This is a genomic window from Arthrobacter sp. StoSoilB13, assembly GCF_019977255.1.
GTDB lineage: Bacteria > Actinomycetota > Actinomycetes > Actinomycetales > Micrococcaceae > Arthrobacter.
On the sequence record NZ_AP024648.1, the window covers coordinates 856,948 to 871,148 of the forward strand.

The following is a 14,201-nucleotide window of genomic DNA, read 5'->3' on the forward strand; positions in this document are numbered from 1 at the left end:
ACATATTCCTAACGGTCGGCCAGGAAACGCTGAGGCGCCACACCGCCGTCGACGATGTCTTTCAGCACCCGGCCAATAGCGGGTGTGAACTTGAAGCCATGCCCGGAGAATCCGGCGCCCACCACCAGCGGGCCAAAACGGTCCAGCACAAAGTCCTCCGTGGGCGTGGTGGTGTACGTGCAGCTGATGGGAACCGCTGTTGAAGGGTCGACGCCGGGAAGCCACTCTTGCGCGTAACGCACCAAGGCATCGAGCTGCTCGGGTATGGGCTGGAACGTGCGCTCGTCCGGATCCATCACGGGGCCGACGCCATGCCAGCCCGCTTTGACGCCCTCGCCGGGGGTGAGCATGCCGTAGACGGGGCTGTACCAGTATTCGTACGCGGGGTCGTCAATATCCGGGGTGTGGTTGAAGCTTGGCCACACGAGCGTGTTGTCCACGGGGGTGAAGTGGGCGGGCTGCTCCTGGGTAACAACCAGCGGCGGTAGCTTTGCGTGGTCGCCGAGGACCTTGTTCGTCCAGGCGCCGGCGGTGACCACCACGCGATTGGCTGTGTACTCCGTCTCGTCCGTCACGACCACCACGCTTTCGGCACCGTCGACACGGATGTCGCGGACCGGCGTCGAGTACTTGAAGATGGCGCCATGGGACTCGGCGGCCGTTCGAAGTGCCACCAGTGCATTGGCTGAACGGACCCGTCCGGATCCGGGAACGAAGAGCACATCGGTGGCGAAGTTCATGCCTTGCCATCGGTCCATGGCCTCATCGGCTGAGATGAAGTAGCTTTCGATGCCGCGTTCCTGATGGGCCGCTTGGACGGTCCGGAGCCGCTCGACGTTGCCGTGGTTCGCCAGCCCCACCAGGTCCAGCAGCGGCGCCCCTGTTTCCGCAGCAAGCTCATCCCACAGGGTCTTCGCCTCGGCGAGGAGGTCCAGGTAGTCGGCCTCGGCGTAGGCGGTGTTGAAGTTGCGCGTGGCGCCGTGGGAGGCACCGATGTGGTGACCGGCCTCGAACTGCTCCAGCAGGACCACGGACTTACCGCTTCGGGCCAACTGCCACGCGGCGGCCGATCCCATTGCTCCTCCGCCAACAACTACGACGTCCACCATGCCAGCTCCCTCCACCATCGGCCCACTATCAGGTTCCATTCTGCCCCCACCCGCGCAACTAGGTCGCAGCAGATGCCCTTTTGAGCGCTCAAAACGGCATCTGCTGCTACTTACTTGGGTTGGCGCTCGTCGCAAAGGCATGGAAGATTGGGACCCGTGAAATTCCTTCACCCGTCTCCCAAGTCCTCTGCCCGCGGCGTCACGATCCTGCGCGTTGTGTTCGGCGCGCTGATCATGGTGCATGGCATCCAGAAGTTCGTTGCCGGTCACGCCGCCTTCGCTGCGTCGGTTGCTGCCATGGGCGTGCAGAAGCCCGAGATCGTTGCCTGGCTTGTCATCGCAGGGGAGATTGGACTGGGCCTGCTCCTGGTCCTCGGGGCCCTGACCAGGGTGGCTGGTTTCCTTGCGGCAATCATGTTCGCCGGCATCTGGTTCGTCACGGAGGCCGGCAAGCCGCTGCTTACGGACAAGTCCGGTGTCAATGCCGAACTCCTGATCGTCTACGTCGCGATTTCAGTAGCGTTCGTGTTCCTCGGGCCCGGCGCATGGTCACTGGACCGCAAGCTGGCCAGGCAGCCGATCGGCCAGCGTCGCTAAGGCCAGTGGCGTCAAGGCCGGCAGCGTTAATACAGCCGGGTTAACTCCCGACGGCGGCACACGCCGAACGCTGTAACCTCACCGCGCAGCGCAATCTCACCGCGCGTCGTTCGGGTACCTGATCCCCAACTGGGACCGGACGCCATCGAACAAGCGCATGACGTTGATGGAGTCCTCCAGCGGCATGACCGGGCTCTCCAGCAGGCCCTGTTGAATGCAGCGGGTCACTTCGCGGAGTTCGTAGGTGTAGCCGACGCCCACCACATCGAATCGTTCATGCCGCGGCTCATCCCAACCAACACGGATCAGCAGTTCCCGGGGGTTGTTCACCGAGCCCACCGTCTGCAGATACCCGAGCCCGCCCGCCACAGTGGCAGTCCGAGGTCCATGGGCCGTCAGGGACGAGGTTAATTGCGCCTGGGCGCCGCTGGCGTAACCGAGCGTCAGCGCATTTTGGGTGTCTACGCCGTCCTCGTTCAGCGTGCCGATCGCGGTCACTGACTGTGGGAAGCCCAGCGTTCCCAAGGCCCAGAGCAACGGGTAGACGGTGATGTCCAGCAGGGCCCCGCCTCCGTCGTTGAGTGCCCAGATGCGGGCGGATGGATCGTAGGGTGCAGGGAAGCCCAGGTCCGCGCTGACCCACTGGGTCTGCCCGATTTCCCCTGACGCCGCAATGGAAAAGGCGCGCTGCATGCTTGGCAGGAAGCGGCTCCAGACTGCCTCCATAAAGAACACCTTGTGCTCGCGGGCCAGCCTCACCAGCTCGGTGGCTTCGCGGGCGTTGATGGTGAGTGCCTTCTCGCAGAGAACATGTTTGCCTGCGCGAATGGCTGCTGCGGCGATCTGGAAGTGCTGTGCATGGGGTGTGGCCACGTAAACCACGTCGACGGCGGGATCCTCAAACAGCCGCTGGTAGCCGGGGACACCGGCGTCGTTCCCGTACGCCTTGGCGAAACCAAGTGTGTGCGCAAAAGCGTCCGCGGCAGCTGGGGTCCTTGAGCTCACGGCGTAGAGTTCTGCGTCCTCCAACAGGGAAAGGTCCAGGGAAACACTGTTGGCGATGTTGCCTGTGGACACGACTCCCCATCGCAAACGCTGGCCGGTTGCAGCACGGGGATCCTGGTTGGTCTGGGTGGACAGCCACGGCTTGGCGATAGGGAGAGTCATGCCTGTCATCCTCTCATTTCCAACACTGTAAGCATTCTGTCGAGTCGCCCGAATGTCAGGCCAAACTATATTCCTCGCCTAGGCTGAGGGAATCATCCCTCGCAGAGGTTCTGTGGGGAGTTACCGAAATGGAGCAGGGATGGGTATTTTTCGGCGCGTCATTTTGCCGGTTGCCTGGCTGGTGGTTTTCGCAATAATTGCGGTGGCTTTGGTCAAGATCGCTTTCGTAGACGGCCTTAAGCCGTCTGATTCCGGGCCCGCGCCCTTGGCGCAAGTGGACATCCCGGTGGTCCCGGCCACGCGCGCAACAGTCACCAATACCGTTGACATCAAGGGCACAGTTCAGAGCGACGCCGCTGAAGCCATACGGAGCACATCGGCTGGCAAGGTCATCAAGGTCTTCGTGGAGCAAGGCGCCACTGTGGCCAGGGGCGACGCCCTGTTCCAGGTCAAAGCCGAGCGCGTAGTGACGTCTTCCCAGCCGTCCAAGGATGGAATGTCCTCGGCGCCGAAGCCCGTGTATGACTACTTCGACATCCTTGCCCCCAGCAGCGGTACCTTGCAGTCCTTAACCACGCTGATCGACCAGCAAGTGAGCGTCGGGGAAAACGTCGGCAAGATCGACCCCGGAACGTACACCGTGGCCGGCTCGGTCACGGCTGCCCAGCAGTACCGCCTGCTTGGCAAGCCCGGCCCGGCTGAGATCGCTTTGGTTGGCGGGCCGGCACCGTTCCAGTGCACCGAGGTGACGCTCAAGAACAACGCGTCCGACGACGGCGTAGGCACCTCGGGTGGTTTGTCGTCCACAGGCGGAGGTGCTGGCATGGGTGTCGGCGGGGCAGTCGCGATCCCCGGTGGGGGCGGCGGCCAGTCGCAGGACGGTGGCACGCCCACGGGAACGCTGAGCTGCGCCATCCCGGCTGGGCATGAAGTCTTTGCCGGACTTGGCGCGACCATGACCGTCAGTGCGGGCGTCGCCGCCGATGTGGTGACGGTTCCGCTGACCTCGGTGAAGGGCAGCGTGAAGGACGGCATCGTCTGGATTGCGGGCGCAGGAGGGAGCGGGGCTGCCCCGGAGGAGCGCACCGTACAGCTTGGTTTGAATGATGGCAACGTAGTTGAAGTGACGTCCGGCTTGACCGAGGGCGAGCAGGTCCTCGAGTTCGTGCCAGGCGCTCCGGCTGCCCCGGACCCCATGATGGGCCCTGGGCAGGGCACCTACATTCCGGCGGGTTAAGTATGGACGCGATAAGCACCAGGGAAACCCTCGTCAGTCTCCGCTCAGTGACCCGTTCCGTGACGCTGCCGGACGAGCAGCAACTGCATATCCTCCGAGGCGTCGATCTTGAGGTCCAGAGCGGTGACCACACGGCCATTGTCGGCCGGTCAGGATGCGGAAAGTCGACACTGCTCAACCTCTTGGGGCTCCTGGATGTCCCCACGTCCGGTGAACTGGAATTCCTCGGCAACCCTGCGGACCGGTTGAGCAGCAACGCCCGCGCCAGCCTGCGTGGTTCCACCGTTGGCTTCGTGTTCCAGCAGTTCAATCTGCTGCCGGGACGCAATGCTTTGGACAACGTCATCACTCCCTTGTTTTACGCCAAGGGCAGGGAGTTTTGGCGCCGCCGCGAACTGGCCATGGACATGCTGGACCGCGTTGGATTGGCCGCCCGGGCCAACACCATGCCAAACATGCTGTCCGGCGGTGAGCAGCAACGCGTTGCCATCGCACGCGCCTTGGTCCGCAGGCCACGGCTCATCCTTGCCGATGAGCCAACAGGCGCATTGGACGTGGAAACCGGGCAGGCTGTCATGGCCTTGCTGGACACCGTGGCCACGGAAACAGCGGCCGCACTGGTGACCATCACGCACGATACCAATGTGGCGGCACTGGCCCGTGCCTGCTATCGACTGGACACCGGAGTGCTGACCCCGCTGGCACTTGCCGAAACAGCAGGAGTCAGCGCATGACCGGCTTCATGTCCACGCTGGTGGAAGCCTGGCAGGAACTCCGGATCAACAAGGTGCGTATCCTGTTGGCTCTCCTTGGGGTCGCCTTGTCTGTTGCTGCGCTGACATCCGTGGTGGGCCTCGGCAGCCTGGTACGCGAGGGGATCAAAGTGCAGTCCGAACGCGATGGAGGCCGCGTGGCAACGTTGACGCTGGGCGTCAACGGCCCGAACGCTCCCGATGCCGAAAAACTGGAGAAAGCCTACGAAGGAATCCAGCAGCGTTACGGCATCACCACGTCTGCACATGTGGGCCGCACCCAGGCGGGCTTCCAGTTTCCCCGAGGCGTGACTACCGTGAACATGACCATCGTGGACATCGGGTATGGCACCATACACCGCGTGCCCCTCACGCAGGGGACGTGGTTCGCCGCCGACGACGACCAAAGGCTCGCACCCGCCGTCGTGGTCTCCGAAGGCTTTTACAACCAAGCGGGCAGGCCCAACCTGGCCACCAATCCCACCGTCACCATCCCAGGTGACCAGCCGGCAACGGCGGTGATTATCGGCGTCGTTCCCGATACCTGGCCCGACTCTCCTCCGTCCGCGTTCATCCTCACCAACGCTGCGGCAATGACCGGTATGCAAGCTGATATGTCCGAGTTCAAGATCTGGGTGGGGGAGGAACAGGCCGCCGCACTGACCGCCGCCATCTCGGCGGACCTGCAGGGACAGTTCCCCGGATACTACGTCCAAGCCCAACGCGTTGACTTCGCCGCCTACGGTGATCCGCTGGGACCGGCACAGTGGATTGTGGGCGGCGTAGCCGGACTGGTGCTCCTGCTCGGGGCTGTGGGAATGCTCAACATTTCCATGGTCACCGTGCGCTACAGGGTAAGGGAAATCGGCATCCGACGCAGTTTCGGTGCGACGTCCGGCCGGATCTTCTTCGGCGTCATGATGGAATCCGTCGTAGCCACGGCGGTTGCCGGAATAGCAGGCGTCATGCTGGCTGTCGCAGTGGTGAAGAACCCTTGGATCGAGTCAAAGGTAGCGCCCGGCCTGACGGAATATCCGTCCTTCCCTGTGGACGCAGCGCTCCTGGGCCTTGGCGCGGCTGTCCTAGTGGGCGCACTCGCCGGAGCCATCCCGGCGCTCGTGGCGGTGCGCGTCAAGGTCATCGATGCAATCCGCTTTTGACCTCCTCCGTGAGCCGGCCCTGCTGAAGCCGGAAGCAGCGTTCCGTTTTTTGCGCCAGGCTGCGGTCGTGGGTGACAACCAGGATGGTGGTGTTGTGGTCCCGGCTCAGTGAGCTCAGCAGCTCAATGATGTGCTCGCCGGTCTGCTCATCCAGGTTTCCGGTGGGCTCATCGGCAAGGATCAGTTTGGGCTCGTTGGCCAGTGCCCGGGCGATCGCGACGCGTTGCTGCTCGCCACCGGAAAGGCGGTTGATCCGACGCGACTGCTTTTCCGGATCCAACTGCACCTGCTCCAGCAATTCCTTGGCCCGCTTCAGCCGCGCAGCCTTCCGGACCCCGGCGAACTCCATGGGCAGCATGACGTTGTCCACGGCGCTGAGGTTCGGGATCAAGTTGAACTGTTGGAACACGAAGCCGATATCACGACGGCGGTACTCGGTCAGCTTGCTGTCCGGCAGTCCCGCCAGGCTGACGCCATCCACGACGACGTCTCCGCTGGTTGGTTTGTCCAGCGCACCCAGGAGGGACAACAGCGTGCTTTTGCCGCTGCCGCTCTTGCCGACGATCGAAGCAAGAGATCCCTTTTCCAGCTGGAAACTCACACCATTGACAGGCTTGATGGTCCTGTCACCGGACTTGAACTGACGGACCAGGTCCTTGACTTCAATCACGGCTATTCTCCTCGGAGTACTTCGATGGGACGGATGCGGGCGGTCAGCAAGGCCGGGACCAACGCGCCGATGATGGCCACCGCGAAGACCGCGGCGATGCCTGCAGCGATGACGCCGGGGGAGGCGCTCGCAGTGACGGAAGTGAGCAATTTGGAGGCCCCGCCGAACGGACCGCGCTGGCCACCGGCGAAACCTCCACCAGCGAACCCTCCACCGCCGAAGCCGCCCGCGCGCTGGGTGGCTGGGGCCGCCGTCGTGCTTGTGTTGGAACTGATCAGCGCGGACGCGATACTGCCGCTGGCGAGCGATGCAATGGCGGCACCCACCACGCTGCCCAAAGCCACAAGTACCAGCGATTCCAGGACGAACTGCAGGCCGATAGTGCGGTTCCGGGCACCGATGGCCTTCAGCACGCCAATTTCGCGGCGGCGTTCACGGACCAGCATCACCATGATCAGCAGGATGATGAGTCCGGCGGTAGCGAGTGCAGCAATGAACGCGACCAGGGAGATGTTCTTGACGCTGTCCAGCGAACTGACCGCGGTTTCGAGGTTGCGTTGGCCTTGGGTGACGTCTGCTTTGCCGGTTCCCAACGCGGCCTGGACGGCCGTCTTGGTGCTGTCGACGTTTTCCATGCTGTTGACCGTGACGATCATCGTGGAGAGCTCGTCAGGGGTACCCGCCAGCGTCTGGGCCTCGGGCAATGTCACGTACACGGCGTTGTTGCCGAAGGCGGTTCCGGCGTCGAAGATGCCCGCCACCGTGAAGGTCTTGTCCTGGATGGTGAACGTCGAGCCGACCGTAAGGCTGTTCTTCTCGGCCAGCGTCGTTCCTACCAGCGCTTTTGCCTGGGCCGTGGCGTAGTCGCCCAAGCCCGTGCCGCTGGTGATGTCCAAGGCCTTGCCGGTGCTGTCAACCTCGGCGCCGATGCCCGTGGCCGTAATAGGAAGGGTGCGAACCCGCTGGGTGGTGCCCGTACCTCCGGTGTTGGTGGTGGAGCCGTTGCGGTTGCCGAGGGTGCCGGCATCGATGGCTGCCGTGAGGTTGGTGGTGACGCTGGCCTGCTGCCCGCCGGGACCGAAACCGCCCTGAACGGCTTGCTCGGTGGTGCCTGTTTCTGCCGTCGCCGTTTGCAAACGCAGCGCCTTGGTACCCACCACGGACGTCACGTTGGTGACCGAGGCTGCCGTCTGCGCTTGAGCAGCGGTGAGCGGTTCGCCGCCACCTTCGAAGCCCTGCCCACCAGCCGGATTCACTGTCAGGGTGGTGCCCACGGAAGCATTGAGCTCCTGGACCTTGGCACCCACGGCCTGGTTGGCAACGAGCATGGCCAACGCCAGGCCGATCGCTACGGCCAGCACAGCGACTACCGCGGCCGTTCTGATTTTGTTGCGGAAGGCATTGCCTACGCTTCGGGCAAGGACGCTCACGTTTCTCCTTTAGACCTGCTTGGTTCCGCAGACCGCTGGCTCGCGGGCTGCAGGTCCAACACTGCTGAGCGCTGCTGTGCGGGAAGCCTGCCGAAGCTATGCGTGGGCTGTGAAATGTGCGGAGGTCAGGCAGGTCCGGATTCCGAACGACCTCTTGACAGCGTGACGAGCTGCACAGGCATAATAGGACAGCCCCTTGAGAAAGCGCTTTCTCGCAGTGCGGGCAAGGAAAAGCAGTTAGTCGAATCGCCCATTCCCGCTACCAGGCATGTGCTCTTTGGCGTGCCGGAAAACAGGCCAATGACGTCCACAACATCCCCGAACAACCTTCACTCCCGATTCCCGAACCGCCCGTTACGGCGACGTCCAGCCACGGTGGCAGCAGTAGCAGGCATCGCGCTGGCGGCAACGCTGGCAAGCGCGCCCCCGAGCAGCGCCGAACCGGTTGATCTGCACGGTTCGCCCACAGTCTCGATACACGATTCAGCTCCCACAGGTTGGGCCTCCGTTGGCAGCACCCCGGCCGGCCCGGGGACCAACGGTGGGTCCGACGCCCCGTCGGAGAACGTTCACGTGGTCAGCACCTTGGCAGAACTCAAGGCGGCCACGCTGAATAACGGCGACCCCAAGGCACCCAAAATCATCTACATCCGGGGGACCATCAACGGTAATGAAGCCCCTGACGGAAAGATCCTTGGCGAGCAGGACTATGCACCCGGCTACAACATCCAGAAGTATATGAGCTGCTTTCTGGACAATGGCAAGACCTGGAGCGACCAAGCGTTCCCGTACTGCAAGCAAATGAGGCAATTGCGTCAACAGGGCAGCAACGCCATGAAGCGGCAGATCGAGGTGAACCTTCCGAGCAACACCACGCTGCTTGGACTGGACGATGACTCCGGGCTGGTGGGAGCCAACGTGATCATGAACGTTGCCAGCAACGTTGTGATTCGGAACTTGAGCATTGAATCCCCCGTGGACTGGTTCACCACGTGGTCTCCCGATGACGGCGACGGCGCCTGGAACGCCCGCTTCGACTGCTTGTCTGCCGTAACCTCGGACCACATCTGGATTGACCATGTCCTGGTGACAGACGGCCGCTATCCTGACAGCGAGGCGCCCAAGGACTTCAAGAACGAGCCCGTCATCCGCCACGACGGCCTGCTGGATTTGAAGGACGGAACAGACTTCGTCACGATCTCCAACAGCCAACTCAAAGACCACGACAAGACGAGCCTTCTGGGATCCGGCGACGAGCATGTAGACAAGGACGGCGGAAAGCTCCGCGTAAGCTTCATTTCGAACCTCTTCGAGAACACCCAACAGCGTGGTCCCCGGGTCCGCTTCGGCCAGGTGCACGTTCTGAACAACTACTTCGTCGGCAGTAGCGAGGACCCGGACTATCCCATGATTAGTCAGGAGCAGGGCGGCACCAGCTACTTCATCGGCGCGGGCTACGATTCCCGGATCTTCTCCGAGTACAACGCCTTTGACTACTCCGGGCCGGACGCCGATGAATCCATCACAGTCACCAGCTACAACGGCAATATGTTCAGTGATACCGGTTCCTGGTTCAACGGTGAGCCCGTCAACCTGGAAGCCATCGCCCAAGACTCCTTTGACGAACGCAAGGCGGAAGCGGTAGCCGCCGCGGCTGAGTCAGGCACCGACGTACCTGAATGGGCCCAGCGGGACTTTACGTCCGACGTCGGCTGGTCACCCTCGGATAACTACGAGTACCGGACGCTGAAATCGCCGGACGCAGTCCGCAAGGCAGTGCTGAACTTTTCGGGACCCGGGGTGATCAAGGTCCAAGAGGGGAAGTAGCCCCTACAGTTCAGGCAAAGCGAAAGCCCCGGCCCGCCTGCTGGCGGACCGGGGCTCTGCTGTTACTTAGAGCTAGCTGTTACTTGGTGCTCGGTGCTACTTGGTGCTCGGTGCTACTTGGTGATCGGGCCGAGTACCGGATCGTCGACGTAAGCCGTCTTGACGTTTGCTGCCGTCACGATCTGCGGCGGGAGCAGGTAAGCCGGAACAGTCTTGACACCGTTCTTGTAAGAATCCTTGTCATTGATTTCCAGCTGCTTGCCGGCCTGCAGGTCCTTCACCATGGTGATGGCGTGCTCAACCAGCTTGCGGGTGTCCTTGTTGATGGTGGAGTACTGCTCGCCAGCCATGATCGACTTGACCGACTCAACCTCGGAGTCCTGGCCGGTGATGACCGGCGTCGGCTTTCCTGCGGCCTTGACCGAGTTCAGGATGTAGCGTGCCAAGAGGTCGTTCGGGGACAGTACGCCGTCCAGCGGGGCCGAGGTGTAGCTGCCTGCCAAGAGGGTGTCCGCACGCTTCTGCGCGTTTTCGCCCTTCCAACCCTGGGTAACAGCCTGCTCGAAAGTGGTCTGGCCGGAGAGTACCTTCAGGGTTCCGTCGTCGATCTTCGGCTTCAGGACGCTCATGGCTCCGTCGAAGAAGACCTTGGCGTTGGCATCATCCGGGGAACCAGCGAAGAGCTCGATGTTGTACGGGCCGGAAGCTTTCTTGGCCTTCAGTCCATCCAGCAGGGCCTGGCCCTGCAGCACACCGACCTTGAAGTTGTCGTACGCCACGTAGTAGTCCACGTTCTCCGTGTTCAGGAGCAAACGGTCATAAGCAATGACCGTGGCGCCGGAGTCCTTGGCCTGCTTGAGCTGCGTACCCAGCTGGGCGCCGTCGATTGCGCCAACGATGATGACCTTTGCACCCTTGGTGACCATGGCGCTGATCTGGTTCTGCTGCTCGGACACGCCGCCGTTGGCGAACTGGACGTCGGGCTTGAACCCGGCGCCGCTGAGGCCGTCGTTGAACAGCTTCTCCGCGAGGACCCAGTTTTCACTGGTCTTCTGCGGAAGGGCGACGCCGATCATCGAGTCCTTGGGGAACGCTTCCCCGCCAGCAGTGCTGCTGCTTGAGCCGCTGTCAGAGCGGCCGCAGGCTGTCAGCGCCAGTGCCGCGATGGCAGCGACTGCTGCTGCCTTTCCTGCTTTACCAAACATTCGCATATCTTGGTTCACTTTCTGTGTGGGTGGGGTGGAGCGAGTCAGGCGGAAACCGGTCAGGCTTCCTTGGAGATGACCTCTTTGGTGGACGTGGTCTCGTCCGGCTTGATGTCGTTGTTGCGCTGGAAGTTCTTCATCAACAGGCCGGTGATGGACCGCTTGCCTTGGATCTTGTTGTAGACGTCGAAGGCTACGGCGGCCAGGAGCACCAGGCCCTTGATGATCTGGGTGAGGTCGGCGCCTACGCCCAGGAGCTGGAGGCCGTTGTTCAGCACGGCCATCACCAGGCCACCGACGATCGAGCCGATCACGGTGCCAACGCCGCCGGTAACTGCGGCGCCACCGATGAACACGGCTGCGATTGCGTCCAGTTCCCAACCGACGCCGTCAAAGGGGCCGGATGCGGTGGATCGGCCAACGAAGATCATGCCGGCGAGGCCTGCAAGGACGGACATGTTGAGCATGACCATGAAGTTGACCTTCTTGGACTGCACACCGGACAGTTCTGCTGCGTGACGGTTACCACCAACTGCGTAGACGTGGCGGCCAAGAACGGTCTTGTCAGCGATGAAACCGTAGATCAGGACCAGCACGGCCAGGATCAGACCGGGGATTGGGAAGGAGGTTCCGGGGCGGCCGGTGGCGAAGAGGTAAGTGGCGTAGAGGATGGCACCGCAGATCAGCACCAGCTTGGTGACCTCAACCCAGAGTTCGGGAACGTCGGCGCCGAGGGCTTTGTTGGTAGCGCGGGCCCGCAGGGACATGATGACAACAAACGCGGCGGCCACGATGCCCAACAACAAGGTGAGGTTGTTGAAGCCCGTGTTTGGCCCAATTTCCGGCAGGTAGCCCGAGCCCAGGTACTGGAAGTCGCTGGGAACAGGGATGGTGTTGGATTTGCCTACGAACTGGTTGAAACCACGGAACAGGAGCATGCCTGCCAGCGTCACGATGAAGGCGGGGATGCCCACATACGCTGTCCAGAATCCTTGCCAGGCACCGATGATTGCACCGAGCACCAGTCCGAAGAGCACACCCATGTACCAGGGGATGCCCCAGTCCCGGATCGCGAGGGCTACGGAAACACCCACAAATGCGGCCACGGAACCCACGGACAGGTCAATATGGCCGGCGATAATCACCAGGACCATGCCGATGGCAAGGATCAGGATGTAGGAGTTGCCGTTGAACAGGTTGATCACATTGCCCGGGGTCAGCGTCCGGCCCTCGGTGAAGATCTGGAAGAAGACGATAAGTGCCACCAGGGCGAAGATCATGCCGAACTGGCGGGTATTGCCACCAAATAGCTTCTTGAGCGCGTTCATTGTTTTGGTCCTTGTGTCAGGAAGGGGTGAGTCTGGGCCAACGGTCAGGCCGTCTTGCGGGCGGAGGTCATGAGTTTCATCAGGCTTTCCTGGCTCGCTTCGTTCTTGTCCAGGACACCGGTGATGGCGCCTTCAAAAATGGTGTAAATGCGATCGGACAGGCCCAGGAGCTCAGGAAGCTCCGAGGAAATGACAATCACTCCCTTGCCCTGGTTCGCCAGCCGCTGGATGATGCCGTAAATCTCATACTTGGCGCCGACGTCGATTCCCCGCGTGGGTTCGTCAAGAATCAGGAGATCCGGATCGGTGAACATCCATTTGGCCAGCACCACTTTCTGCTGGTTTCCGCCGGAGAGCTTGGCGACGCCTTCCTCCACGGACGGGGTCTTGGTGCGCAGGGATTTTCGGTACTCCTCTGCCACCGAGAACTCCTTGCGGTCGTCCACCACTGTGTACTTGCTGATCGCCCGGAGGTTCGCGGCTACCGTGGTGGTCTTGATGTCATCCAGCAGGTTCAGGCCCAGGGACTTCCGGTCTTCCGTGACGTAGCCCAAGCCGGCGTCGATGGCCGCCCGGACGCTGCGGAGGTTGACCGGCTTGCCGTCCTTGTAAACCTGTCCCTTGATGTAGCGGCCATAGGAGTGCCCGAACAGGGAGCGGGCAAGCTCTGTGCGGCCGGCCCCCATGAGTCCTGCGAAGCCCACGATCTCACCGCGGCGTACGTAGAAGTTGGAGCCCTTGCAGATCAGGCGGTCCTGGATCTGCGGGTGGCCGACGGTCCAGTCCTTGACCTCGAAGAAGATCTCGCCGATCTTGGGCTCATGGTCCGGGAAACGGGACTCGAGCGTCCGGCCCACCATGCCTTTGATGATGCGGTCCTCGTCCACGCCATCCCGCTTGACGTTCAGTGTCTCGATCGACTTGCCATCACGGATGATGGTGATCTCGTCGGCAATCTGTTCGATCTCGTTGAGCTTGTGGGAAATGATGATCGAGGTGATGCCCTTGCCCTTCAGGCCCAGGATCAGGTCCAGCAGGTGCTGGGAGTCCGATTCGTTCAGGGCCGCTGTGGGCTCGTCCAGGATCAGCAGGCGGACGGACTTGTTCAGCGCCTTGGCGATTTCCACCAGCTGCTGCTTGCCGACGCCAAGTTCCTTGATGGGGGTGTCCGGGTCCTCACGGAGGCCAACCCTGGCCAGCAGTTCAATGGAACGTTTCCGGGCTTCTGCCCAGTCGATGATTCCCCACTTGCTGGGCTCGTTGCCCAGGAAGATGTTCTCGGTAATCGAAAGCTCCGGGATCAACGCCAGTTCCTGGTGGATGATGACGATGCCCGCGGCTTCGCTTGCGCGGATGTCCTTGAATTGCTGCGTTTCGGCCATGTACACGATGTCTCCCGTGTAGCTGCCGTAGGGGTAGACCCCGGAAAGAACCTTCATCAGCGTGGATTTTCCGGCGCCGTTTTCACCACAGATTGCGTGGATTTCGCCGGCCTTTACGCGCAGGCTCACATTCGACAAAGCCTTCACGCCGGGGAATTCCTTCGTGATCGAGCGCATCTCCAAGAGGATGGGTTCGTCTTGCGTGTCAGGGGTTGTCATCAGCCCTTACGCCTCCAATGCATGACTTCGTTGTCGCTCCCCAAACGGCGGAGCTGTCTGATGAAAAAGTAAACTGGATCACCTATCTTGTCGTCAAGACTTGAACACAAGAACCAGC

At 62.0% G+C, this 14,201-nt stretch carries 12 protein-coding genes; 5 read left to right on the forward strand and 7 right to left on the reverse strand.

Features of this window, described 5'->3' with window-relative positions:
* Window positions 1-8: 8 nt before the first annotated feature.
* Window positions 9-1,127, reverse strand: a complete 1,119-nt coding sequence (locus LDP01_RS16270; protein WP_224091485.1) for an FAD-dependent oxidoreductase — start codon at window positions 1,125-1,127, stop codon at window positions 9-11.
* Window positions 1,128-1,265: 138 nt separating this feature from the next.
* Between LDP01_RS16270 and LDP01_RS16275 the strand changes: the two genes are divergently transcribed.
* The gene (locus LDP01_RS16275; RefSeq protein ID WP_224091487.1) at window positions 1,266-1,706 is read left to right on the forward strand and encodes a DoxX family protein; all 441 of its coding nucleotides are present in this window, start codon (window positions 1,266-1,268) and stop codon (window positions 1,704-1,706) included.
* 96 nt (window positions 1,707-1,802) lie between these two features.
* Here LDP01_RS16275 and LDP01_RS16280 read toward each other — a convergent pair whose 3' ends face one another.
* Entirely contained in the window at window positions 1,803-2,873 is a 1,071-nt protein-coding gene (locus tag LDP01_RS16280) for a Gfo/Idh/MocA family protein (RefSeq protein WP_224091488.1), read from the reverse strand.
* Window positions 2,874-3,012: 139 nt separating this feature from the next.
* Here LDP01_RS16280 and LDP01_RS16285 point away from each other — a divergent pair, with 139 nt between their 5' ends.
* The 3 genes from LDP01_RS16285 to LDP01_RS16295 are packed head-to-tail and all read left to right on the forward strand — an operon-like array spanning window position 3,013 to window position 6,022.
* Window positions 3,013-4,110: an efflux RND transporter periplasmic adaptor subunit gene (locus LDP01_RS16285; RefSeq protein WP_224091490.1), complete on the forward strand. Its 1,098-nt coding sequence runs from the start codon at window positions 3,013-3,015 to the stop codon at window positions 4,108-4,110.
* Between the two features lie 2 nt (window positions 4,111-4,112).
* Window positions 4,113-4,844: an ABC transporter ATP-binding protein gene (locus LDP01_RS16290; RefSeq protein WP_224091492.1), complete on the forward strand. Its 732-nt coding sequence runs from the start codon at window positions 4,113-4,115 to the stop codon at window positions 4,842-4,844.
* The gene (locus LDP01_RS16295; protein WP_224091494.1) at window positions 4,841-6,022 is read left to right on the forward strand and encodes an ABC transporter permease; all 1,182 of its coding nucleotides are present in this window, start codon (window positions 4,841-4,843) and stop codon (window positions 6,020-6,022) included. The genes LDP01_RS16290 and LDP01_RS16295 overlap by 4 nt, the downstream gene beginning before the upstream one ends.
* Here LDP01_RS16295 and LDP01_RS16300 read toward each other — a convergent pair.
* Both LDP01_RS16300 and LDP01_RS16305 read right to left on the reverse strand, forming a co-directional pair.
* Entirely contained in the window at window positions 6,000-6,692 is a 693-nt protein-coding gene (locus LDP01_RS16300) for an ABC transporter ATP-binding protein (protein WP_224091496.1), read from the reverse strand. The genes LDP01_RS16295 and LDP01_RS16300 overlap by 23 nt on opposite strands.
* 2 nt (window positions 6,693-6,694) lie before the next feature.
* Window positions 6,695-8,122: an ABC transporter permease gene (locus LDP01_RS16305; protein ID WP_224091497.1), complete on the reverse strand. Its 1,428-nt coding sequence runs from the start codon at window positions 8,120-8,122 to the stop codon at window positions 6,695-6,697.
* Between the two features lie 300 nt (window positions 8,123-8,422).
* Between LDP01_RS16305 and LDP01_RS16310 the strand changes: the two genes are divergently transcribed.
* The gene (locus LDP01_RS16310) at window positions 8,423-9,949 is read left to right on the forward strand and encodes a pectate lyase family protein (protein ID WP_224091498.1); all 1,527 of its coding nucleotides are present in this window, start codon (window positions 8,423-8,425) and stop codon (window positions 9,947-9,949) included.
* 113 nt (window positions 9,950-10,062) lie between these two features.
* On the opposite strand, the gene LDP01_RS16315 is transcribed toward LDP01_RS16310, so the two are convergent.
* Genes LDP01_RS16315 through mmsA form a run of 3 tightly spaced genes read right to left on the reverse strand, consistent with a single transcriptional unit; the run spans window position 10,063 to window position 14,083 of the window.
* Complete coding sequence (locus LDP01_RS16315; RefSeq protein WP_224091499.1) at window positions 10,063-11,160, reverse strand: substrate-binding domain-containing protein; 1,098 nt, start codon at window positions 11,158-11,160, stop codon at window positions 10,063-10,065.
* Between the two features lie 53 nt (window positions 11,161-11,213).
* Complete coding sequence (gene mmsB, locus LDP01_RS16320) at window positions 11,214-12,482, reverse strand: multiple monosaccharide ABC transporter permease (RefSeq protein WP_224091500.1); 1,269 nt, start codon at window positions 12,480-12,482, stop codon at window positions 11,214-11,216.
* A 44-nt stretch (window positions 12,483-12,526) separates the two neighbouring features.
* Entirely contained in the window at window positions 12,527-14,083 is a 1,557-nt protein-coding gene (gene mmsA / locus LDP01_RS16325) for a multiple monosaccharide ABC transporter ATP-binding protein (protein WP_224091501.1), read from the reverse strand.
* Window positions 14,084-14,201: the final 118 nt, after the last annotated feature.

Excerpts from the sequence above, each read along its gene's own strand:
- LDP01_RS16270 (WP_224091485.1), bottom strand. The coding sequence starts at position 1,127 with ATGGTGGAGGGAGCTGGCATGGTGGACGTCGTAGTTGTTGGCGGAGGA.
- LDP01_RS16280 (WP_224091488.1), bottom strand. The coding sequence starts at position 2,873 with ATGACTCTCCCTATCGCCAAGCCGTGGCTGTCCACCCAGACCAACCAG.
- LDP01_RS16285 (WP_224091490.1), top strand. The coding sequence starts at position 3,013 with ATGGGTATTTTTCGGCGCGTCATTTTGCCGGTTGCCTGGCTGGTGGTT.
- LDP01_RS16290 (WP_224091492.1), top strand. The coding sequence starts at position 4,113 with ATGGACGCGATAAGCACCAGGGAAACCCTCGTCAGTCTCCGCTCAGTG.
- LDP01_RS16295 (WP_224091494.1), top strand. The coding sequence starts at position 4,841 with ATGACCGGCTTCATGTCCACGCTGGTGGAAGCCTGGCAGGAACTCCGG.
- LDP01_RS16310 (WP_224091498.1), top strand. The coding sequence starts at position 8,423 with ATGACGTCCACAACATCCCCGAACAACCTTCACTCCCGATTCCCGAAC.
- LDP01_RS16315 (WP_224091499.1), bottom strand. The coding sequence starts at position 11,160 with ATGCGAATGTTTGGTAAAGCAGGAAAGGCAGCAGCAGTCGCTGCCATC.
- mmsB (WP_224091500.1), bottom strand. The coding sequence starts at position 12,482 with ATGAACGCGCTCAAGAAGCTATTTGGTGGCAATACCCGCCAGTTCGGC.
- mmsA (WP_224091501.1), bottom strand. The coding sequence starts at position 14,083 with ATGACAACCCCTGACACGCAAGACGAACCCATCCTCTTGGAGATGCGC.